Annotated in this window: 27 protein-coding genes; 17 read left to right on the forward strand and 10 right to left on the reverse strand. The window is 34.0% G+C overall.

The genetic code is table 11. From position 1 onward, the window contains the following. Window positions 1–194 precede the first annotated feature (194 nt). The 14 genes from AB6N04_RS16930 (at window position 195) to AB6N04_RS16995 (ending at window position 10,488) form a co-directional block, all read left to right on the forward strand. The gene (locus AB6N04_RS16930; protein WP_369309387.1) at window positions 195–923 is read left to right on the forward strand and encodes a helix-turn-helix transcriptional regulator; all 729 of its coding nucleotides are present in this window, start codon (window positions 195–197) and stop codon (window positions 921–923) included. Between the two features lie 2 nt (window positions 924–925). Further along, a complete protein-coding gene (gene sctF / locus AB6N04_RS16935; RefSeq protein ID WP_369309388.1) occupies window positions 926–1,141 on the forward strand; it encodes a type III secretion system needle filament subunit SctF in 216 nt (71 codons plus the stop codon). Further along, the gene (locus AB6N04_RS16940) at window positions 1,138–1,401 is read left to right on the forward strand and encodes an EscG/YscG/SsaH family type III secretion system needle protein co-chaperone (RefSeq protein WP_369309389.1); all 264 of its coding nucleotides are present in this window, start codon (window positions 1,138–1,140) and stop codon (window positions 1,399–1,401) included. The genes sctF and AB6N04_RS16940 overlap by 4 nt, the downstream gene beginning before the upstream one ends. Window positions 1,402–1,447: 46 nt before the next feature. Then, the gene (sctI, locus tag AB6N04_RS16945) at window positions 1,448–1,786 is read left to right on the forward strand and encodes a type III secretion system inner rod subunit SctI (protein ID WP_369309390.1); all 339 of its coding nucleotides are present in this window, start codon (window positions 1,448–1,450) and stop codon (window positions 1,784–1,786) included. Next, on the forward strand, window positions 1,786–2,505 hold the full coding sequence (gene sctJ, locus AB6N04_RS16950; RefSeq protein WP_369309391.1) for a type III secretion system inner membrane ring lipoprotein SctJ: 720 nt from the start codon (window positions 1,786–1,788) through the stop codon (window positions 2,503–2,505). Before sctI ends, sctJ begins: the two co-directional genes overlap by 1 nt. Next, window positions 2,502–3,092: a type III secretion system domain-containing protein gene (locus AB6N04_RS16955; protein WP_369309392.1), complete on the forward strand. Its 591-nt coding sequence runs from the start codon at window positions 2,502–2,504 to the stop codon at window positions 3,090–3,092. Before sctJ ends, AB6N04_RS16955 begins: the two co-directional genes overlap by 4 nt. After that, window positions 3,089–3,733 carry a hypothetical protein gene (locus tag AB6N04_RS16960; RefSeq protein ID WP_369309393.1) on the forward strand — a complete coding sequence of 215 codons (645 nt, stop codon included), beginning with the start codon at window positions 3,089–3,091 and terminating at the stop codon, window positions 3,731–3,733. The genes AB6N04_RS16955 and AB6N04_RS16960 overlap by 4 nt, the downstream gene beginning before the upstream one ends. 10 nt (window positions 3,734–3,743) lie before the next feature. Further along, window positions 3,744–4,865 (forward strand): TyeA family type III secretion system gatekeeper subunit, encoded by a 1,122-nt coding sequence (locus tag AB6N04_RS16965; protein WP_369309394.1) that lies wholly within the window; start codon window positions 3,744–3,746, stop codon window positions 4,863–4,865. A gap of 99 nt (window positions 4,866–4,964) precedes the next feature. Further along, window positions 4,965–5,330 carry a type III secretion chaperone SycN gene (locus AB6N04_RS16970; RefSeq protein ID WP_369309395.1) on the forward strand — a complete coding sequence of 122 codons (366 nt, stop codon included), beginning with the start codon at window positions 4,965–4,967 and terminating at the stop codon, window positions 5,328–5,330. After that, a complete protein-coding gene (locus tag AB6N04_RS16975) occupies window positions 5,330–7,369 on the forward strand; it encodes an EscV/YscV/HrcV family type III secretion system export apparatus protein (RefSeq protein WP_369309396.1) in 2,040 nt (679 codons plus the stop codon). The genes AB6N04_RS16970 and AB6N04_RS16975 overlap by 1 nt, the downstream gene beginning before the upstream one ends. Then, window positions 7,369–8,700, forward strand: coding sequence for a type III secretion system ATPase SctN (sctN, locus tag AB6N04_RS16980; protein ID WP_369309397.1), 1,332 nt, complete (start codon window positions 7,369–7,371; stop codon window positions 8,698–8,700). Before AB6N04_RS16975 ends, sctN begins: the two co-directional genes overlap by 1 nt. After that, entirely contained in the window at window positions 8,682–9,062 is a 381-nt protein-coding gene (locus AB6N04_RS16985) for a hypothetical protein (RefSeq protein ID WP_369309398.1), read from the forward strand. The genes sctN and AB6N04_RS16985 overlap by 19 nt, the downstream gene beginning before the upstream one ends. A gap of 3 nt (window positions 9,063–9,065) precedes the next feature. Continuing rightward, complete coding sequence (locus AB6N04_RS16990) at window positions 9,066–9,536, forward strand: hypothetical protein (RefSeq protein ID WP_369309399.1); 471 nt, start codon at window positions 9,066–9,068, stop codon at window positions 9,534–9,536. Continuing rightward, a complete protein-coding gene (locus tag AB6N04_RS16995; RefSeq protein WP_369309400.1) occupies window positions 9,514–10,488 on the forward strand; it encodes a FliM/FliN family flagellar motor switch protein in 975 nt (324 codons plus the stop codon). Before AB6N04_RS16990 ends, AB6N04_RS16995 begins: the two co-directional genes overlap by 23 nt. Before the next feature lie 83 nt (window positions 10,489–10,571). On the opposite strand, the gene AB6N04_RS17000 is transcribed toward AB6N04_RS16995, so the two are convergent. From AB6N04_RS17000 to sctR, 5 genes are read right to left on the reverse strand one after another with little or no spacing between them, the layout of a single operon-like run. Next, window positions 10,572–11,051 carry a hypothetical protein gene (locus AB6N04_RS17000; protein ID WP_369309401.1) on the reverse strand — a complete coding sequence of 160 codons (480 nt, stop codon included), beginning with the start codon at window positions 11,049–11,051 and terminating at the stop codon, window positions 10,572–10,574. Further along, window positions 11,041–12,105 (reverse strand): EscU/YscU/HrcU family type III secretion system export apparatus switch protein, encoded by a 1,065-nt coding sequence (locus tag AB6N04_RS17005; protein ID WP_369309402.1) that lies wholly within the window; start codon window positions 12,103–12,105, stop codon window positions 11,041–11,043. Before AB6N04_RS17005 ends, AB6N04_RS17000 begins: the two co-directional genes overlap by 11 nt. Further along, on the reverse strand, window positions 12,098–12,874 hold the full coding sequence (sctT, locus tag AB6N04_RS17010) for a type III secretion system export apparatus subunit SctT (protein WP_369309403.1): 777 nt from the start codon (window positions 12,872–12,874) through the stop codon (window positions 12,098–12,100). The genes AB6N04_RS17005 and sctT overlap by 8 nt, the downstream gene beginning before the upstream one ends. A gap of 3 nt (window positions 12,875–12,877) precedes the next feature. Beyond that, a complete protein-coding gene (sctS, locus tag AB6N04_RS17015) occupies window positions 12,878–13,147 on the reverse strand; it encodes a type III secretion system export apparatus subunit SctS (protein ID WP_369309404.1) in 270 nt (89 codons plus the stop codon). Between the two features lie 20 nt (window positions 13,148–13,167). Next, window positions 13,168–13,818 carry a type III secretion system export apparatus subunit SctR gene (gene sctR, locus AB6N04_RS17020; RefSeq protein WP_369309405.1) on the reverse strand — a complete coding sequence of 217 codons (651 nt, stop codon included), beginning with the start codon at window positions 13,816–13,818 and terminating at the stop codon, window positions 13,168–13,170. Window positions 13,819–14,460: 642 nt separating this feature from the next. On the opposite strand from sctR, the gene AB6N04_RS17025 reads away from it, so the two are divergent. Continuing rightward, a complete protein-coding gene (locus AB6N04_RS17025; RefSeq protein ID WP_369309406.1) occupies window positions 14,461–16,047 on the forward strand; it encodes an ATP-binding protein in 1,587 nt (528 codons plus the stop codon). Between the two features lie 136 nt (window positions 16,048–16,183). Here AB6N04_RS17025 and AB6N04_RS17030 read toward each other — a convergent pair whose 3' ends face one another. The 5 genes from AB6N04_RS17030 to AB6N04_RS17050 are packed head-to-tail and all read right to left on the reverse strand — an operon-like array spanning window position 16,184 to window position 19,922. Beyond that, window positions 16,184–16,591: a type III secretion protein gene (locus AB6N04_RS17030; protein ID WP_369309407.1), complete on the reverse strand. Its 408-nt coding sequence runs from the start codon at window positions 16,589–16,591 to the stop codon at window positions 16,184–16,186. Continuing rightward, on the reverse strand, window positions 16,581–16,820 hold the full coding sequence (locus AB6N04_RS17035) for an EscE/YscE/SsaE family type III secretion system needle protein co-chaperone (protein ID WP_369309408.1): 240 nt from the start codon (window positions 16,818–16,820) through the stop codon (window positions 16,581–16,583). Before AB6N04_RS17035 ends, AB6N04_RS17030 begins: the two co-directional genes overlap by 11 nt. Window positions 16,821–16,826: 6 nt before the next feature. Further along, window positions 16,827–18,050, reverse strand: coding sequence for a type III secretion system inner membrane ring subunit SctD (sctD, locus tag AB6N04_RS17040; protein WP_369309409.1), 1,224 nt, complete (start codon window positions 18,048–18,050; stop codon window positions 16,827–16,829). Beyond that, window positions 18,050–19,540 (reverse strand): EscC/YscC/HrcC family type III secretion system outer membrane ring protein, encoded by a 1,491-nt coding sequence (locus AB6N04_RS17045; RefSeq protein WP_369309410.1) that lies wholly within the window; start codon window positions 19,538–19,540, stop codon window positions 18,050–18,052. Before AB6N04_RS17045 ends, sctD begins: the two co-directional genes overlap by 1 nt. A gap of 10 nt (window positions 19,541–19,550) precedes the next feature. Further along, on the reverse strand, window positions 19,551–19,922 hold the full coding sequence (locus AB6N04_RS17050) for a hypothetical protein (protein WP_369309411.1): 372 nt from the start codon (window positions 19,920–19,922) through the stop codon (window positions 19,551–19,553). Window positions 19,923–20,439: 517 nt separating this feature from the next. Here AB6N04_RS17050 and AB6N04_RS17055 point away from each other — a divergent pair. Together AB6N04_RS17055 and AB6N04_RS17060 are read left to right on the forward strand one after the other, a co-directional pair. Then, window positions 20,440–20,619, forward strand: coding sequence for a hypothetical protein (locus AB6N04_RS17055; RefSeq protein ID WP_369309412.1), 180 nt, complete (start codon window positions 20,440–20,442; stop codon window positions 20,617–20,619). A 186-nt stretch (window positions 20,620–20,805) separates the two neighbouring features. Then, window positions 20,806–22,851, forward strand: a complete 2,046-nt coding sequence (locus AB6N04_RS17060; protein WP_369309413.1) for a pentapeptide repeat-containing protein — start codon at window positions 20,806–20,808, stop codon at window positions 22,849–22,851. Window positions 22,852–22,927: the final 76 nt, after the last annotated feature.

Raw genomic sequence — 22,927 nt, forward strand, 5'->3', positions numbered from 1 at the left:
TCAATGTTAATTGTTTAAAAATAGTTTTTTTTCGAATTTATATTGAAACTATCAGATTTTTTTTATTTAATTTTAATTATTATTATCTTATAGTTAATTAACTAGTTGATAACAAAATAATATCAGGTTAATACCTGATACTGCTATTCCTCTTGAAGTCAGAAAATAATCAAAACTAGATTTTAGGGGGGTATATGCCAGGGGTAAAGTTTATTATTAGTACAGAAGCAGGACAGCTATCTTTATATGGTAAACTATATACCATTCCGGCGAGTTGTTTAGTCGTTACAAATAGTGATGCGAGTATAGTGAAAAGAGGGTTTGGTTATGAACCGTTAGCTGTTAAGTTTAACGCCGTAAATTTGCAAAAAATTTATCCCGAACTGATTAGTTTATTACATCCACAGGTATCTAAGTTATATAATACTGAGCCACTTAAAGTTATTCGTGCAGAAAAAAAAGTATTGGATGTATTTACCTATTTGTTACAGCTTTCTGAGGATAATTTTTTACAATTTGCATATACCTATTGCCTAGGATTTGATAACGAATATTTTTCTGCTTTGCTGTATAAATATATTTCAGGTAATAAAGACTTTTGTTCTTTTATTGAGACCCATTTTATGCGTCAGTGGTCAGTTGTTCGATTAGCTCAAGAGTTTGATTTACCTGTACGTAAGTTTAATGAATTATTTTTATGTACTTATGGTCAAACTGCGAAACGTTGGTTACTGGAGCGAAGAATTAAGTATGCAAAGCAGTTACTAACGACAACATCGATGAGAGTCATTGATATTGCTATTGAATGTGGATTCTCTAGTCATGCCCATTTTACCGATAGATTTCGTCGTTATTTAAATTGTAGTCCAAAGCAATATCGTAATCGTTCACTTCAAATAAAACATCATGGCATCAAGAAATAATTATGGATATAGAAGCAATAACTAATCAATTATCACAGTTGGTTGATAAAGCAGGTAATGAAGTACAGTCAAAAGTCACTGCTGCGGATTTAAACGATCCTGCAAGAATGTTACAAGCTCAATTTGCTATTCAGCAATATTCTGTTTTCGTGAGCTACCAAAGTGCAATCATGCGAGCTGTAAAAGATATGTTATCTGGGATAATTCAGAAAATATGATTTCGTTAGATGACGGTGTTAGGAAATTGATAATTGAATGTGGCCTAGCTGCTGTTAATAATGGTCTTTATCTTGAAGCAGAAAGTATTCGCAATACTCTATCATGTTTAACTGAGAATGAACATGCTCGCAATATTATTGATATCACGATGTTAATTGGTATGAATAATCTATATTTAGCACAGGAGAAGCTGCAAGGAAATTTATCCCATGAAGCTGAGATATTAAGACAACTCATTCATCATATAAACCATCAGTAAAATGGTTATATATTAATATAAGACTAATTAAGAAAGGTACCATACTATGGATATAACACCCTTATCTTCAACTAATATAACATTACCGGCAGATAGTATTACTTCAGTTGAGCGTATTGAGGATGTAGAGTTATTTAACAACATGTTATTAGGGCAATACGAGGCTTATCCAGAAGAAGTGCTAATGACATCGTTACAAGAAAAATCGTTAGCCGTCTCAGATACTATTAGTCATGCCCGAGCGACAGAGGATGTTCTTAATAATCCGGCAACAATGTTAAGAGCGCAATCATTCCTTAAAAATGCAATGGTGGAAGTTGACTTTATTGCAAAAGTGACAGGACAGCTTTCTCAAGGAATTAATAAATTGGTAAGTATGCAGTAATGAAATTTTCCGTTAGGTTTAGCTTTATTGTATTAGTTCTATTTTGTTTGGTGGGGTGCAAAATAGAACTTTATAGTGATCTTACTGAAGAAGAAGCTAATCAGATGTTAGCATTATTAATGTTGCGAAATATTGATGCAGAAAAAAGTGTTATCAAAGGCAGCGGTATTACTATTAATGTAGAGAAAGGAGATTTTGCGAATGCTGTTGAAGTGTTACGACAACAAGGTTTACCTAATAAACGAACTGAGAGTATTGCTGACTTATTTCCGGCTGGGCAACTAGTAACATCCCCTGCGCAAGAACAGGCAAAAATTACTTATTTGAAAGAACAAAACATCGAGAAAATGTTATTGAGTATGGACGGTATTATTATTGCTCAGGTCGCTATATCGGAAAGTCCCAATACAAATCGTCGTGAGATACCCCCGCCAACGGCATCGATATTTCTTAAGTATGCACCACATATCAATATGCAAACTAAAGAACCGGAAATTCGTAGGCTAGTTCAGAAATCTATTTCAAATTTGAAAGTCGAAAATATCAGTGTTGTGATGCAAATGGCTGATTATCGTTTCCAGCAAGCTAAACCTAAAAGTAAAGCAACGGATAGGTTTGAATGGAAAAAATATGTTCCTTGGGGGGGCGCTATCATATTTATAGTAGGTATGACCATTTTATTAATGATATTCAAAAGCAAATCTCAAAATAAAGTATGAATACGATTATTGGGGCTGAGCAGCAACGATTACATGATTTATTCTGGCGACCTGGTCAATGGATGCATCCTTCATGGTGGGAACAATTAGAGTTGTCTCAGTGGCAATTGGTGTACCAACAATCAGCGGCTTGTCGCCCTTTGATTGATCAAATTATTATTCAGCGCAAAGGGCTTCCTATGTCTCCCATACCGAGAGACCTTGACGCATATCAGTGCCAGTTTCTTGCATTAGAGACACAACTGATGAAATTGTTTATTGCAATGGGACTTTTAGTATTAGCGAGCCCTGATTATTTATTATTTGGTCATTATCGCCGTCATTTGGTTGAAATATTTGGTGAGAGAGGTTGTGAGCAATTACTGGCGATTGGTGTATTTCAGAACTCATCGTCCCAATGCCTTTATTCAGAAGATGATTTTATTATGAAGGCGCAGGAGATAGGGTTAAGTTGGTGGTATTCAGAAAAAAACAATTGTATTGTTTATCAGGCGTTAGGAACATTGTTTCCAATACAGCCTGCTAAAGAGGTTCCTCACCTTGGTAGCATTATTCCTTGGCTGTTGCGGGTTGGGCGTTTTTTATGAATATCATTAAAACGCCGGTAATTTCATTACCGGATATGCCTATATTTGGCTCGATTATTTCCCCCGATGAACTTAGCGACTATTTTTCTGCAAATGACATTATAAAAATCGCAGAACAAAAAGCACAAGTTATCTACCAAGAGTCTTTAAGCCATAGAGAAAAAATAACACAAGAATGTGAGGACTTACGCCAAGCGGCTTATCAAGAGGGTATCCGTTTATTGGAGGAGGAAGCCCCTTATATTAGACAAAAGATAACAGCGGATACAATTGAATGGTTGGTGGCCGAGCATCAGCTAGAGCAAAATATTCTAATACGCTTGGAATCTTGCTTGCAAAATGTACTTGCTAATATAGTCAGCTCATTTTTTATTGAAAGTAGTAGCGCAGAGTTATTGGCTAAGCAGCTGAAAGATAAACTTGAGATGATGAATAATGAAAAAGTGGCAACGTTGTATATTCATTCTAGCCAACACAATGAATTTGTTGAATTATTTTCTGATTATCCATGGCTGAATATTATACCTGATGATACAAAAGGCAAAGATGAAGCATTACTTTCTTCCTCTTTATTTAATCTTCATATTAATCTGCAAGAACAATTTAAATCAATTTGTGAGCGCATTTTATTAACGAAATAAGAGATATACTATGTCTGGCAAAATTGAGCCCATTGATTCCCGAATATCTTTAGCTAAAAGTCAGCAATTGACTCAACAAAATGTAGAGCTTGCTCGTCAGGGTGAGAAAAGTAAATCGATAACGCAAGTCATTCCTGCGCAATCAGCCCTTGAGTTTACACAAAGCCAATTGGATATTGACATACCTAACTTTGATAGTGATTTCTTCGAGAATTATTCTTTACAAGAAGCTCAAGAAAATATCGGGCTAGCAATTGGTAATTTTGTACGTATGAGAGGGGGGTATAACCCTCGAGTTTCAGAACGTTCAACTCGAGGCATGTTACAGCGGCTTGCAAAGAATTTAGAGGATGCAGATCCTGATAGTATGAGTGAGTTACGCCATCGTATCGGCGGCGTATCGAAGGTTGAAGAAATTGATGATCTTCTTAATAGTTTTCAGCGGCATCGCTTTGATACAGGAGAAAGTATTTTACTCCTAGCTAATATGCTAAATGGCAAAGAGGGAACTTCTTTACAGCATAAAGAAATGCTCAAGCAAGCCTTAACGAAAATCATAGCCGATGATAAAGAGTGGGTTTTGAAATTATTTGCTCGTGTGGAATTTGGGGCGACTAATTTACAAGAGTTGGCTGGGTTACGTTTATTATATCAGCAAGCGGTTAGCTCCCAGCCTGAATTACTCTATTGGCTTAAACAATTTAGTCAATATAGCGGGGATCAACGACACCTCAGAACGCTGATCCGTACACTCGCTTTTGAGCTATCCGCAGGTTATAAAGCAACAGATATTCGCTTGGCTGCAGTCATTACGGACTTAAAATGGGTGTTACAATTTCTCACTATCAAATCACATAGCCACCGTTTGGCGAATTACCTTGATACCCCAAATCTTACTGGTGAGAAAATTACCCATTTATTACTCGAGATAGTGCAACAATCTTGGCTGTATATAGATTGGTTAGACAATGAAATTTCAGCTCAAGTATTAGAAAATAAGTATAGTTATGCGAAAGGACTGATGGAGTTGATCAAGTTATTACCTGATACTTGTTTTATGGACGATGAGCAACGCAACGTTATTATTGATACCTTCCTTGAATATTTACAGAAATTAGATGAATCAGAATAATGAAATATTACCTTTCAGGTAAAAACCTGATTTTATGAATCGTAAGATTATTAGATGATATTATCGATACTAAAATAGTATTCTATTTTAAGAAAACGGATGGAATTACAAACTGAGCGTTGGTTAGAAAGTTTTTTATTACTGGTCGGCTTACCAGATAATAGCATATCGGAAAAAATGGAATTTTCACATCCACATTATAATTTTTATATTGAATATATAAATGACAATATTGTTTTTACTATAGGAAAAATAATAGAGCCTGCGTATAGAGAAAAAATATTATTGAAAATATTATCAAAGTGTTTTCCAGCTAGGACTAAAGGGACATTATTACGTCCTTGGATAGCTGGAGATTATCTAATGCTGAGCTGTACAGTGAATACAACTAGCTCAATTCATCATTGGGTTTATTGTTTTAAAACTATGCAAAAATTACTGGATGAAGTTGTTGGTATTAAATAATGGAATTGATTAAGCAGTTTTTAATAATAGCCTCACGTAGACAAGATATTTTTCTCGTTATCCTGCTGTTAGTGGCTATTTTTATGATGATCATTCCACTACCAACAGGGTTAGTCGATTTTATGATTGCGCTTAATCTGATGCTGTCTATCCTTTTAATGATGATGGCTATCTATATTAAAAGCCCATTAGAATTCTCTACCTTTCCTGCCGTATTATTAATTACAACACTGTATCGTCTATCACTAACAATTAGTACAACACGCTTGATCCTATTGCAGGCTGATGCCGGAGATATTATTGAGACTTTTGGAAAATTTGCGGTTGGGGGGAGCTTAGGTGTTGGGCTAACTGTTTTCCTGATTATTACGATTGTGCAGTTTATTGTAATCACAAAAGGCTCGGAACGTGTTGCTGAAGTGAGTGCACGCTTCTCGTTGGATGCTATGCCGGGTAAGCAAATGAGTATTGATGGTGATCTGCGAGCGGGAACAATTGATGCAGATGAAGCGCGAAGATTACGAGGCTTAGTACAAAAGGAAAGCCAGCTTTTTGGTGCGATGGACGGTGCCATGAAGTTTGTTAAAGGCGATGCGATTGCGGGCATCATCATTATATTTGTTAACATACTAGGCGGAACCGCCGTTGGTATGATGATACATGATATGAATGCGGGTACTGCTTTTTCGACCTATGCAATTCTATCCATTGGAGATGGGCTCATTAGCCAAATTCCTGCTTTATTAATATCAATCACTGCTGGAATTATCGTTACGCGAATATCGGGTGAGGAAAATAATAACCTAGCTGGTGACTTAGTGATGCAGATTGGCAAGCAATCCCAAGCAGTTGCATTAACATGTGTTATTTTACTTATATTTGGCTTATTACCCGGATTTCCAACCATTTATTTTTTCTTGCTTTCAGCCATAATATTTTCCATTTCATTTTTTTCTAGAAAGCGAAATAGTTCTGAACAATCAACAGCAGCATCAGGTATGCAGGGAGATACAACTAACCACGTTATTAGTCCAGGTTCAACTCCATTAATTGTGAGGATGGCAAAAGATTGTTGTAATAAAAATACATTGGCTGCACAGATCGATACTTTCCGTTTCCAAAAGTTTGAGGAGATCGGGATACCATTACCGGATATTAATATACAGATAGATAGCGCCTTACCTTCGGGCTCATTGCAAATACTGCTTTACCAAGAGGTTATTTTAAATATTACGCTACCGAAAGGTCTTATGTTAGCAGATATTAGCTCACCGGATATTATGCAAGCAGAACATACGGATAAGCTTTCGCTAAGTGGTAATCAATTATTACAGTGGGTTTCTCCTAACTATAAAGAAACGTTATTAGCAATGGGAATTGTGCTGTATCAAGACGAAGAGATTATCACTCACTGTTTGTCTATTGTTGTCGAGCGTAATGCAAAAGAATTTATTGGTGTCCAAGAAACACGTTTCTTAATGGATGCGATGGAAGGTAAGTATGCAGATCTAGTTAAAGAAGTTCAAAGACAACTTCCTATTGGTCGTATTGCCGACATACTTCAACGTTTAGTTTTAGAAAAAATATCTATTCGTGACCTGAGAACTATTTTTGAATCATTAATTGAGTGGAGTCCTCGAGAAAAAGACCCAGTGATGCTCACAGAGTATGTAAGAATGGGATTACGCAGGCATATTATTGCTAAGCATAGTTTTGGGCAGCCTTGGATTAGCGGCTGGATTATTGGTAACAATATTGAAAATCATATTCGTGAAGCAATTCGCCAAACATCGTCAGGATCTTATTCTTCATTAGAACCTTCTTTTAGCCAAAAACTGATAGAAGAAATAAATGAGGTTATTAAAGATAATCAGCAAAATAAATATGTATTAATCACAACAATTGATGTGAGGCGCTTTTTACGTAAAGTCATCGAACGTGAATTTTATGGGTTAAATGTACTTTCATTTCAAGAAATAGGTGAAGACGTTGAACTGCGTATTTTAGGTAATATTGATCTTATTGAGGAGTATGAGTAATGCGCCAACCCGATGAGGACTTTATTTACCAAAGATTATCTGAACGCTTAAATATTACCTTAAAAATGGAACAGTTAGAGGTGAGGCTAACGGGCAAAATAATTGAAATTGGACCAACGCTCTTACGTGCATCATTACCAAATGTTAGCCTCTATGAGTTTTGTTATTTAGAGCCTAGTGGTATAGAAGCTGAAGTGGTTGCTATTGATGGCAACTATGCGATGTTGTCGCCATTTTCAGAGCCACTAGGTGTGACAGTAGGTTCTCATGTTATTCCAACAGGGAATACCCATCAAATTCACGTTGGTGATTTTCTTCTGGGGCATGTTCTTGATGGTTTAGGGCGCCCATTAGAAGGTGCTGATTTCTTATCAGAGTGTGGTGAATTTCGCAGCTTGAAAGCCGATGTACCGAATCCTCTCCTTCGGCAGATTATAGATACGCCATTGCCGCTTGGCATTCGCGCAATTGATGGTCTGTTGACTTGTGGGATAGGGCAGCGAATTGGTATTTTTGCGGCAGCAGGTTGTGGGAAAAGTACGCTGTTAGGCATGATCACTGAGGGTTGTGAGTCTGACATTATTGTACTGGCACTGATTGGAGAAAGAGGTAGGGAAGTCCGCGAGTTTATTGAACTTACCTTAACACCTCAGGCACTTAAGCGTTGTGTCATTATCATTGCGACCTCCGATAAGTCTGCATTAGAGCGCTTGAAAGCGGCATATACTGCGACAACAATAGCTGAGTACTTTCGAGACCAAGGGAAAAATGTGCTATTGATGATGGATTCATTAACACGTTTTGCTCGTGCTTCAAGAGAAATAGGGCTGGCAGCAGGAGAGCCTGCGGCATCAGGGGGATACCCCCCTAGTTTTTATGCTCAGTTACCTCGTCTTCTAGAAAGAGCCGGTCAAGCGGAGTCAGGAAGTATTACCGCAATTTATACTGTTTTGGTGGAAGGCGATAATATAAATGAACCTGTTTCAGATGAAGTGCGTTCTATTTTAGATGGACACATTGTTCTTTCGCGAAAATTAGCACAGGAAAATCATTACCCAGCAATTGACATTAGCAGTAGCATTAGCCGGATCATGGGACAAATTACCACGGAACAGCACCGCATTAATGCCGGGAAATTACGTAGACTACAAGCGGCATGGAAAGAGATTGAGCTCTTGGTTCGAGTGGGGGAATATCAAGTCGGGCAAGATCCTGAATCAGATGAAGCATTAGCCAAAAGACCACTAATCCGAGAGTTTCTTTGTCAGCCAACCGATGAATTAAGCAATTTTCAAGAAACATTGGACGCATTATGCAAAATCATGAAGTAACAATAATGGCATTACTTTCCTTAAAAAAGCGTCGTGAAAGTGGTATTCGAGCGCAATTAGTGCAATTAGAAAAACAACAAAGTGAGCAATTGCAAGCTCGTGAAAGACTCATGCTTCAAAGAAAAACACTGTGTGAGCAATGGAAAGATTACAGCTCACATGAACGGTTATTAGCCGCTAATAAAGTGAGTGCATATCGCAATGAATTGGCAAGTTACTATCAACAAGATCAGTCTATCATTGAAAAAATTAATATAACAAAGAACAAACACACTGAGTTAAAAATAAAAAAAGAAAATCAATTAGGTTTATTACAAAGAATTATTCTTGAGCAAGAAAAGTTAAAACTTCTATTGGAATAACGTATGTACAGTAAAACTATTTCACCGCGGCGTGGTATTACATTTCTAAATAGTGATATGGAAGAATCAGCATCTAATCAAGATGCAAAGCGTCAATTTGAAGATTTATTAATTACTCCTGTTGAAAGGATAACGACAAATAATGATATACGGAATAAATGCAATTTTTTAAATGAGGTAGAGCCAATAAATAGTGCTTATTTGTATAACCAAATACGAGAAAAAATATCGTTCAATAGCTTACACAATCAAGCCTATAGATTAAAGTGGCAATTAACGAATGGTCCACTGAAGGGGTTGATTATTGAAGCTGACTATACAGGGATAGCAGTAATGATCATTTTTACTGTAAATATATTCTCTCATTATGAAAAAATTAATGGCGTTATTACTGAGTTGGAAAATTTATTTTCTCAAGAGTTTAATTACCCTATAACTTTAAAGGTAAATGATGCCAATACCTCAACTCGATAGTGTAACGGCTAGGCTTGTTAGCATTGTAGGAGCGGGCTGCCAATTAATGGGGGATCAAGGGGAGGTATCTATCACATTTGAGCATCGCCATGAGACAACAGGATTATTGCTCAACACGTCTATGCATAATGGTGACGAAATCAGTTTTTGGTTAGATGAAAAAGAATGGTGTGAGTGGGTAAGCTCTGTTTTAGTTATCCCTTCTTTTTCAATGATCCCTGAAGAATTTAAAGCGGTACTTGCTAAATGGACATTGGATACCCTCAAAGTATGTGTGGATATTGAGGGTTTTGAATGGCCAACGGTTAAACAAATGAGACCTCATATTCTAACGCAGGGGATGGGCTGGCGGTTGTGCGCTAGATGCCATGATAGAGTGCTTAATTTACAGGTTACTCAAGCCCCAGGGTCTTGGCTAGAAATGCTGGTAAGCCATGCATCACCCAATAGCGAGGAAAAAAAAGATCCACCAATTATTATTGGCGCTAAGTTAGTGGCTGGCTGGACTTTGTTGGCTAGAGATCAAATAAGTGCAATACGAGCTGGTAGTGCTCTGGTATTACAGCAACAAACTGACATCTCGAATGGAAACTTTTTTTTATTTACCCACCGCCCCCTTGCCATTGTTCATCAAAATAGAGGGACTGGTGTATTTACTGTGGAGACGTTAATGGAGACTTTTGATGATTGGATTGATATTGGTTTACCTACTGGCGATTTAATGGGTGAGGAAAATCAGGTTATAGATGCACCAATTCCTGTCGTTGTAGAGGTTGCTAATTTCAATGTGTCAGTTAACGAACTAAGTCAGATAAAACCAGGCTATTTATTACCAAGTGAGTCACATCATAGCACGTCTGTTTCATTAAGGATTGGTCATCATATTTTTGCTTTTGGTACGCTACTACGCATAGGTGAACGATTAGCGGTTAGGATTGATAGGGTATGTTGATTATTTAAAGTTAAAATAATCAACATTCTTAATATTTAATATATATGAATTATCGATTGAATAAGAAGTGTGTGAATAATTTTCTATTCTTGGTTAATAAATTCATTTTCATTTGATGGGGTGGATGAAAATAGTAACGAAATAAGCTTATTGGCAATGTTTTCATTGTGTTCTTCGGTGATTTCGTTATCGAGTAATTCATTTAGTTTACTTGGCTCGTCTTCAATGTTTTCATCCACATCAAAATTATTGTTTCTCTCTGATTCCATAACTGAAATATTTTGTGGGTTAAGGCTGTCAATATGCTTTTCTTGGTTGGAAAACTCAACTTTAAATTTGTTGTTTAACTGATTTTCGTATATATCTAAATTCTCCATATTATCAATTTCTGATATTTTATCAAAAAAGTCAGACCAAGCTAAATTATCATTAATATTTTTTTCAGTCAGATTTAATTCGTTGTTATTCGGGGTGTTTAAATCGTTAGGAATATCATTTTTAATCGCTGAGCAAGCAGATATTATTAGGCATGGAACTAATAAAAAAATAACTTTAGTTTTCATCTCTGATACTCTCTTTTTCATAATTTAAATTCATAACTGTCCGTAAAATGTTTGCAACTGGTTCAAATAGAGTTGGGGGAATATAACTTCCTACCGCTGTTTTCTTAGCGAGTGAACGCGCAACATCAATGTTTTCGACAATGGGGATGCCTGATTTCTCCGCTAACTGGATGATATGCAACGCACGTTTGTTGAAGCCAACCTCAATAACTTTAGGTAGCGGGGTCTCATTACTTTTGTAATATAAACAAACAGCAACGTGAGTTGGATTCTTAACGACGACAGTAGATTTAGCGACATTCTTTGATAAACTGCCACTTTGTATCTCTCTATGAATGGCTTTGCGTTTACTTTTTAATTGAGGATTACCTTCGCTATTTTTATACTCTTTCTTTATTTCATCGAGTGACATCATTAATTTTTTGGTATTATTATACCGCTGGAATGCGAAATCAGCTATTCCAAAAACAACATAAAACCCAATTAATGATAAAATCATAATATAAAGCAAGTGGATACAAATAAGAACTCCATTACCGATAGGATTTAAAGGTAAAAACTGAATGGAATATGAGTTATTTTTTATTAACAAATAAAAAATAACGGATAGAGAGACCGTTTTAAATATAGATTTCACAAATTCAAATAGATTCTGCATTGAAAAAATATGCTTAAAATTAGATATCACATTCAGTTTTTTAAATGATGGTGTGAGAGCTTCTGTTGCAAGTAATGGCCCAATCTGGCTCATGATACTAAAAATAGAAGTAAATATGACTACGAGTGCTAACCCTCCCATAAAACGTAGAAGGATAGAAGAAAATGCATTGAGCCATTGCCCTATAGCAAAATGTTCATTATAGTTAATAAAACTAATATTAGTATCAATCATTAACTTGAATGCATTCCAAAGTTCTGGGCCTTCAAAACTAAAATAAGAAAGTAGTACAACAAGCTGCATTCCGCTTGTTATTTCATTACTTTTCGCAACTTGTCCTTTTTTCCGTGAATCTCTGATTTTTTTTGATGTGGGTTTTTCTGTTTTCTCACTCATTGAAAAATTCCATTAGCTTTTGACTAAGGCTCAAATATTGCAAGCTATAATCTAATAAGTGGTTAAAAGCAAAGCTAAAACAGATCACTAACATTAATAGTGAAAATGCACTTTTAATTGGCATCGCAAGGAAGAAAACATTAAGTTGCTGTGCTGAGCGGTTGATTAACCCTAAAGCCATATCGACTAGTATGATGATAACGATAGCAGGCATAGCAAAACGAATACCTAACTCATACATTAGCTGCCATAGGCTGGCAATAAAAGAAAAAGCATCGATGTCATAATGTAAGATACTTGCTGGTGGAAAAGTAATATAAGAGTGATAAAGGGTTTCTATCAACTTATTAAAGCAGCCAGTAATAAGAAAAATGACATTGAATACTTGGCTAAATAAAACCCCAAATAATGATGATTGCTGGCCTAATAATGGATTAATGATACTCGCCATAGAAGAACCGCGCATAGTATCTATTATTGTTCCCGCTGCATCCATTGCCCAGAACGGAATTGCTGCACAAAATCCTAAAGTTAATCCTATACAGATTTCACTAATGATTAACCCGATATAACCACTGATGCTTAAATTAGACTGACCCCAGTCTGGATACACATAAGCAATAGGCAAGACAAGGATTAGTATCAGAGAGTTCCTGACTAATGTGCCACCCAAATTAGAGCTATTAAGTAAAGGAACAAGGAGAAAAATACCTAAGCAGCGTAACATGCAAAGCCCTAATATGGGTAACCATTCAAACCAAATAATCACTGGCTATTCTCTCATGCGGAGTATCATATCAAAAGTTTGTTCAGCATAGTTAAGGAGAACATCTCCCATCCAGCGGTAGCTAATTGCAAGCGTGATAGATACCGCGATTAACTTAACAAGAAATTGAATTGTTTGCTCTTGTATCTGTGTCAATGCTTGTAACAAGCTAATTAAAATTCCGACACAGGATGCAACGATTACAACTGGTAAAGATAGCAGTAAAACTAGCCACATCATTTGTTTTGCTAATTGAATTACCAGTGTTTCACTCATTTATTATATAGTCCATCATATTATGAAAAAGAGAGTATGAGTTGTTTCAGTAGTTTCTCCCACCCACCCATTAGCACAAAAATTAATAATTTAAGAGGCATAGATATTGTCATAGGAGATACCATCATCATTCCCATTGCTAATAATACATTGGAAACAATAAGGTCGATTGCAATAAAAGGTAAGAATAACAATAAACCTATTTTAAATGCTTCAACGAGTTGGCTAACGGTAAATGCAGGAATTAAAATAAGCAATGATTCATCAGGGATCTTTTCGTGATATTTCTCTGGCCAAACTTGATGGCCGATGTTGATAAAAAAGAACTGCTGTTCAGGGTCAGTATTTTTATTCAGAAATTCGCGATATGGATGCAATATATTTTTTTCGACTTTATAGACAAACTCGGGGGATTCTATTTCTATCGGTTCATTAATCAAATTATCCTGAATAGCTAAGACAATCGGCGCCATTGTAAATAATGTTAATATTAATGCTAACCCATAAATCGCAATATTGGGCGGAGTTTGTTGAATGCCTAAGGCATTACGTAGTAATGAGAATACGATGGCTATTTTTAGAAATGAGGAACCTAGTACTAAGACCAATGGCAAAATAGATAGTATAAATAAAGTTAATATTAATTGCAGTGGTTGGTCTAATAATGGCATTGATGTTTTCCAAGTATTTCGCTTAGGAAGATTATGAATTGAAAAAAGACTTATAAATATAAGGTAAATACCTGAGTTATGGTGATTACTGAGTTGTCTTTAAATTTGTTAGCGTAATGGTTTGATTTTGTTAATTAAAATGATTGTTTATTTTGATTTTTTATTAAATTATTTAATCTATGTTGATATTTTAAATATGAGCTTATTTTGATTTTATCATTATTATTAAGTAAGATATTCTAAATATTAATGTTGTGGAATATCATTATAGTTAAAAGTTAGAAATAATAATATTTTAATTTTTGGTAATAAATGAAAAAAGAAAAGGTTATTCTGTTTTAATATATTTTTTATATTTTCACTGTACCAATAGTATATTTAAAATTAAATATGTTAATTTTATGATGATAAGTATATATAATTAAAAATCATGTTATATGTATATTGACAATTAGATGATGTACTAACTAGAATATATTAAAAATAAATTTATAAACTGAAGGCACTGTACATACTTTTTAAATTTTTTATTTGATTATTTTTAAAGGATCTTAGTTTATTTTTTTAATAAATAATTGAAATTTTATAAACTATTATCCAATGGTTTGATTATTTCAAACTGTAAATATATAGGTAAAACCAATGAACAAAGGTAACGCAGCTGAAATAAGTAAAAGCATTACTCATGAGATCAGAACGCCAATGAATGGGATTGTTGGAGCAATCGAATTATTACAACAAACACCATTAACTACTCAGCAAAAAAATATAATGGAGATCATGCGTACATCTAGTGATTATATGCTAGATTTAATAAGTAACTTATTTAATATCAATGTATTAAATGTTGGCAGTAATAGATTGCCAAAAGAAATGGTTAATTTATTAGATCTTATTGATAGAGTTATGTTAATTGTCAATCTTGATGCCAAAAAAAAAGGTTTAATGCTGTCAACCCTGATTTCTGCGGACATACCCAAAAAAGGATTAATCAATCAAGTAAGTTTGATGCAAATATTAATAAATTTAATAGGAAATGCAATTAAGTTTACTTCAGAAGGCTCTATTACCGTTAAAGTAGGTATAGAAAAAAAAGACTTAGTCTTTGATATCATTGATACCGGAATTGGTATTGATATTAGCAATCAAACTAAAATATTTGAGCCTTTTTTTAAAGTTAACTTGAATGAGAATGGTTGTGGATTAGGCTTGAGTATATCCTCCAAGCTTGTTAAGTTAATGAACGGAAAAATAAAAATTCAGAGTCAATTAGGCAAAGGTTCACATTTTAAATTATATTTCCCCATGGAGGTAAAAGAAAATATAATTGAGGATTTTTGCTCGTCTATCACAGCGCCTATAGAGCTTCATCAACAATTACGGCTATGGAAAATAACACCAAAACTAGGCGAAAATAAATTACTATCTTGTCCTGATTTAGTTTTTTTACCAGGGAGACTACATGAAAAACTTTTCAGGTTTACAAACAAATATAAAGAAAACATGCATAGATATCGTTATTCTAAGCCTTGTTTATGGTCACTGAAAATTTTAATTGTGGATGATGTCGCTATTAATCAAAATATCATGCAGTTGATACTGCAAAGTATGGGACATCAAGTTGATCTAGCGAGTTCAGGTTCAATGGCGATTGACTTGGGGAAAAAGAATATCTATGACATGGTATTAATGGATTTAAATATGCCAAGAAGAGATGGCTTTGAGACTCTTTTGCTTTGGAGAAAATTAGAAAATGAAATATTAGATAATGAGACACCAATTATTGCAACAACGGCGGATCCTAATGGAGCCGACTGTAGTAGCTTGAAATCCGTAAAGTTTAATGATTATTTGACTAAACCATTTAAGTTAGAAAATTTATCTGAAATTATTGATAAAGTTATTATAAGCCAGTTGGAAAGGGGAATTGAGCTTACGAAAAACGAAAATACAAGTCGTTCTATTATAAATATTAACGATTGTGAAGGGTTTAATATTAGGTTAAAAATCACATTTGAGAAATTTTATAATCAAGTGGAAAACATTTGGTATAAAAGGCAAAGAAATAGTTTTTTAGAAGTATTACATTCGATAAAAGGTTGTGCAGCACTCATTGGGATTGGTGATGTTTATGAGTTTTGTCAATATTTAGAAAATAAGGTGAAAGCTGGAATTTGGTCTGAAAGAGACAAGCAGTTACTACTAAAACAGATTTCTCAGTGCTATTGAATTTTAGTGTAAATAAGTATCATTGTTTATTAGACTATGACCAATCAAAATTGGCTGGCAAATGGATTGTTATTTTAGCATTTACCAGCCAGTTTTTACTTTATTCATTCCTAATAGAATGAGCTTTTTAAAATAATTATTTATATAGTTTTATAACGTCATTCATGAATGATACAAAGATGTTTATTGCAATAGACATAGATTCTCCATCTTGTAATGATAATGGTGTAAATGCCGCTCTTAATTCAATATTATCATTTATCTTTAATAAGGCAGGTTGTCCGAAATGAAAATATGGTGTACTACTATCCATAATATAAGATAATAATGCGTCACTATTTAATTTAAAATTGACATCATCAGCTTTTTCAATGATAGCCCATATCATTGGCATTTCATCAACTACAAATATATTAACATCAGGTAATTCATGAAAACTAATCGTGATTGCCGAGTGGTTATCAATCTTACTGTTGTTAAAGACATCTTCACGGCCGATATGATTAATTGCACTTGTGACTAACTCTGCTAAATCAGTATACATCTATAGTCTCCGAATGATAGCGTTTCCATATGATTTTAATGATTTTTTCTGCTTGTTGGTGAGCATCCAAAATATGATAGATTCGTTCTCTTAATACCGAATTTTTAACTAAGTAGAGGTCTTTTAGGATTTTTTCTTGAGATAGGTTTATCTTTAAAAGTAAACTATCACGGTAATCCCCTGACTTGTCTTCTCTTAGCTCTATTTCTAGGTCTGTTAGCTGTGACATGAATATTTAAAGATTAATAGCAATTGAAATAAATCTCTGTTTTTTGATGAGCATTAATGTATTGTCGGTTATTGCATATACTCTGTATCCACTTGGTAAAATACTACCTTGATATAGCCTGAGATTATTCGATAATTGAAGATAAATATAATCATCATTTCCCCCAATACTGATAATTTCTGCAGGTAAAACCTCTGCTAGATAATTTTTATTAGGTATGTCTTGGTAGCTAACTCTCATTCTTGTATATTTTTCTTCGTTAAACGTAGCTACAATATGATTAAGTTTGCTCTCGTTATTATTTGAAGGCTGACCACTAATCAGTAATTCATTACCAACAATTAATATATTGATTCCTTCTAAAAGTGATTCAGTCTCAAGTGCTTGGAATAATTTTTTAAACTCCTCATCTCTATCATTAATGACAACCCAACTTTTTAGCTGACTAATTTGTTTTAATTGTAATTGTGTCTGGTGCCACTGGTTATCCAACTGAATATCACCATATATCTTCACGGTGCCTAATTTCTCACCACGCACGACTTCAACATCATGGTAGCCATTCATTTCTAGAATTTGACTGACCAGATTATGAAGAGTGTTAATATCGATACTTCGATTATAAAAAGAATAGCCAAAGTAGGAAAACTGCTCTTTCAATTGGTGAATGACATCTGATGATGATGATATACCACTGAGATGTATAATATGATGATCATCAAAGCTTGCTTGTAAACCAACATACTCTGGTTTTTTCATTTGCTCTACTAACCAAGCGTTTTCATCGAAAAAAGCGTTATCTTCTGAAAATATGCTTAGCGTTGTTATATATATTAAAATAAGCGATAAAGGTAAGATAATTATTAACAAAAATACGCCATAAAAATTTTTATTCTTTTTATTTTTGTCTTTTCTATGGGGGATGGGGAGTGTGGGTAATACTTGGTCTACAGTCCCAAATATAAATACAAGCCCAGCCAAGTCGATAATATGCCCTGCCGGTAGGGGAGTCTCTATTTCCCATGGAATACCATCGACCCAAAGAGGAACAGGCTGAGATACAATGATCCCATGTTCATTAATGATGAGCTGAGTTTCAGCATCTAGTTCGAGAGGTAAGGCGATATCAGGGGTATTTCCCCCTAAACGAATTTCTCCAAATGGTAGCTCAAGTTCTCTACCAATTAATATGCCATTTAGCCATTTTAATTTGTAAATTGGGTTCATCATTAGTGCAGGTTAGCTGGCTGTGCTTTAATTAAAAAAAGGCGAATTGTGCTGCGATTATTCTTTTGAGACGAATTAAATAAACCACCGACAAAAGGTATATCACTGAGTAGGGGAATTTTACGTTCTCCTTCACTATGCTCATCTTGTACAAAACCACCTAGTAGTAGGCTTTGACCAGCTTGCAATAGTGTTTGAGTCGAGACTTCAGAGCTTAATGTCTGTGGTAGTGGTTCTAGTTCACTCGTAGAGTGAATTTGTCGACCATCTTTAATGGATAGGGTTAGCATAATTTCTTTTCTCCCTGATCCTTCAATTAAGCGCGGTGTGACTCGTAATAATGAACCTGTTGATATCGATTCTAGCTTAGCTGTATTTTCGGCAATTAATTTTGTATGAAAAGTGATGCTTCTATCGAGGACAGCCTGGTTATTATCTAGTGTAACAATAGAGGGGCGAGATAATATTTGTGCTTTAGCGTTTTGTTGCAATGCATTTAGCTTAATCATGAAATTATTTGTGTTAGATACGATTGAAGAGAAGTTGCTGGTATCAGGTATACCGCTGCTGTTTAAGCTTATATTTCCCCCTCCAATTTGAGTTGAGACAGACCAATCAATTCCAAGTGTACTTAAGTCTTCAGCATTAACATCGACAATCAGTACAGAGATTTCAATAATTACGGGTTTCTTATCTAATTGATTAATGAGTGAAGCATAACGAGGCATGGTGAGTTTTCTGTCTCGTATTATGATTGCATTTTGTCTAGGGTCGACAGAAAACATCGGTAGGTTACTATCCGCAGGAGAGGGTTGTCCTTGGCTTTGCTGTAAGGGTAAGGTACGCCCTTGTGCCATGTCTTTTAGTACACTGATGATACCGGGTATCACTATTTTTTGGCCTCGATATTCATAATCACTGTCAGCAGCATGAGTATATTTTAAAGGAAATACCCGGATTTCTTCTTGGTTTTGGTCTTGGTTTAATTTTTGTTCATCAATACGTTTTGTCATGGATTCAACGCGTTGAATACATACTGGTACGCCTTGAACTTGTAAAGTATTAGAGGACGAAATAATATTTGCTTGGCAGTACCGTCCATCTAAAATATCACTGTTATTTAATTGCTGAATAAGGGTATTTACATTTAAATATGTTGGGGAAATTAACTGAGAGTTAACTTCTTGAGCCTTATAAAAATAGAGTGCTTGCCCATCATAGTACCAAGCAAGCTTGTGCATTTGTGAAAGTTTATTTAGCGCAAGTTCCGGTGGGATCTTAGGAATAGTACCACTAAATATTTCATCTATTTGGTTACTGACAATAACGGGAATATTATAATTAGCACCAAAATCACGTAAAACATCAGAAAGCTTATGGCCTTTACTTGAAATAAAGAAAAGTGAATCATTTTTCCAAGGTATAGTGGATGCCAAGGTTTCAGTACCCAGTAAAGCATTTGTTATTATGATGAATAACAATATTTTTCTCATTATGATTGCTCTAATGACTAGTTTGCATGGAATGTTTATAGTGTCTAACGAGGTTTTGGACTAATCCAATTTGCTGTTCAACAATCAGGTTATATTGTTCACAATTAAGCTCTTTATGGTAATGACGTAATAAATACAAACGGTCGGACTCTATAAAAAGAGCGTCATTGTAAGAACTCCGCATGGATGCCATCCACAAGCAAAGATGTTTTAGCCAATCAGTGTTCACATTTTGCAACTCTGTATCTATTGCTATGCACATTCCATAGCTGTAGTTGCCACCCCATCCACTGTGACCATTAATATCGAGTAATACTCTATCTGTGAGTGAGGCTATTTGTATTATATTTTTTTGTTCAATAAATTGAATAGGGAGTTTCATAGAGATTACCAATCGATATTAAAAGAAAGATATTTTATATTTTTGCATTATTTAGTATATAAGGTATTACCCTGAACTATGATGTAATTAATAAACGTTAAGTTTAGTCCATTCATGGTGTTCTTTTAATTTAATAACCAAATCTATAATTTTCTGTAAAAAAATGGAAGGACATGGCGGCTTTTCATATGAAAATATTAATGAAAAACATAACTAAAGATAAATTTATGTGCGTTAGTTTTTTGATGGGTAATTATTTCTTTTCTTACTTTTTGCTGTGTATCTTATTGATTGGAAAGGATTTAAATGCAATGCCATATCAAGTTCTTTGTTTATAAGCTTATGAATAATATTGATATTTAAATTTTGTTACTTTTTATTTTTGTTTAGATTCTCTAATTGTTTTATATTAGGCAACCTCAAATTCTTGCTGAATTTTTTTACTCAAAATTAGAGTAATTCTACTCGAATCCTTATTTGGATGTGCGGTCTTACTAATAAACACAATGGTGACTACATGGTTAAAAAACCAAAGCTAATCAATATACCAATTGAATACATAGAGAAGTATCAACAATTTAAAACAAATGGCTACACCTCATTATCTCTTAGCTCATTTATTGTTGAAGCTACTCGAAAGGCTTTAGATGAACGTAAAATGGATGTTCAGAGTGATATTATAAAATCACGAACTTAATATTTATAACTAGATAAACTTTCAATTAATTATCTTGTAGTAATTGCCCCGCAAGGGGCTATTTAAATTATTTTTAATTAAAAATAACATTGAATCTTTTTAATAATACATTTGAAATGTTTTTTATCATGACCATTGAACCATTAATTGGTTTAATATTTTTAATTTTTACACACTAAGGTTTTTATGAGTAATATATCTTTATATTTTAAATCTCACATTATGCATAGTTCATCAGCTGCGATAGAATTAGCAGAAATTAATCCATCAGATAAAAACTTAAAATTTGCAGAAAAATTATTAGCTATAAAAATGGCAGATATTGATACTGATTTAAGAGAAGAGTATATTGGTTATAGAAAATTCATGGAAAAAACTAATAAATATACTGAGTTGCATGGCAAATTAAATAATATTATGAATGCCAAGGCACTACACACGCCATCAAACACGTCAAACAAGGCAAATAGTTTAGATGAAACTCAATTATCAAGTATAAATGAGCTTTCTAGCCCTTTACCGATGATGAGTAAAATTTACTCTAATTTCACAAATAGGAATCTAGGAAACTATGATAATAACTTTTTCAAAAATAAAAATTTAACAGGTTGTAAGTTTTCTGGAGGAATAGGAGCAGGTATAGATTTTTCTAATTCTAACTTAGAAAAAGTTGATTTAAGTTTGACTTATTTAAAATGTCCTAAATTTACTTCTAGTAATTTAACGTCAGCAAAACTATGTTTGAATTCAGCTGATTTTACTGAAGCAGTAATGAAAAATACTGAAATAAGTTTAAAACTACCTAGCCCTGATAGATTAACTATATCTGAAAGCTTAGATATAATAAACCGTTATTTTAATGACATTAATAATTCTGATACAATTTTCAGTATGATCAATACTATCAGTGATGACTATTCAAATTTAAAAACAAAATTAATGCGTGATTCACTCAATTTTATCAGTTCATTTCCCGATAAAATAACTATGCGCAGTAGTGTACCAATAGCCTCTATATTAAACAACATTACATCCAAAGAGTTTTATTTAAAAGATAAGCAAATTAGTGATCTAGTCCATCAGCTCATAGAGAGAGAATTCGCAAGGCCTGCAGCTAATAACAATACTCGGCCTAATAGAGAGAGAGATTTTGTTAATAGGACATTAATAGACTCTTTTTCTGATAATACGTTATTACTTTTTATGAATTACATTAATAAATTAGAGGTTAGCACCCGAGGATTACATCAGGATTTTGGAGGAAATATAAGAATGTTGTATTTTCCTCGTTGCAATATTGTATTTACAAAGTTAATGTTGCGTTCTCTCTACAGTGAAAATGAAAAACTTCATCATGAAGCAATTCAAGCATATAATAAATATTTAAATTTAGAGCGACTTGGTAATATTATTTTAAAACATGAATATGGTAATGGGGAAAATCAGCCAGATTGGACAGATAAAAGCAGCCTTAATTTTATTCTTTTATCTAAAAATAAAAAAATGCTTATTGATTATGATCATCTCACAACAATGTTATCTTTAAATAATGATTCAGATATGGAATGGGATCATTTTTACCTCTATGATGAAAATGATGATAATATACCAAGTGGTAATCTTAATAATTTGTTTATTAAAGATTTTAAAATTTTTAAGGATAGTTATCTCTTTGATTTAAATAAATCGATGATGCCAAGTTTAATAAAATCGCTGAATCTGTCATCTTATGAAAGCGAGTTTCAGAACGCATTGATGGGGACATCAACGCATAATTTGAAAAAACTAGTTGGAAACGAAGATCAAATAAAATTGAGCGAAATATTTGACAATGTCATTGAGAATCCGTTTGATAGGGTATATACACTAACATATGAACACTATGATGCATTATCTTATATTTATAATTTAGACTTCAAAAATGATAGGACTAAGGCTGAAACGTTATTCTGCCTTTCTGCTATGTTTTGTTATCTATCAAGTAGTAAAATGTTCGGCACTGAAGATGATTCACCAGTAGCTTTAAGAAATTATGTTTCAGCACTAATGAATACAGTACATGATTTAAGCCCTTCTGTGATGGGGTATCAATTTGATTCTTGGAATGATATATTGCTAGGATTGAATGATGAATTTACTTGTACTTCGGTGCTTGCTAGTGACATGATTTACCATGCTCGAACTCATTTTGGTTCAATTGCGCGTTCAATATTGCCTTCAATGTTTAGGTAGTGGCATTATTGCCAACAATGGTGAGCGTTTTCTTAGCCTAGAAGTAGGGGGATGATAGCTCACCAACTTGATCTAA

The sequence above is a fragment of the Providencia rettgeri genome, assembly GCF_041075285.1.
GTDB lineage: Bacteria > Pseudomonadota > Gammaproteobacteria > Enterobacterales > Enterobacteriaceae > Providencia > Providencia rettgeri_G.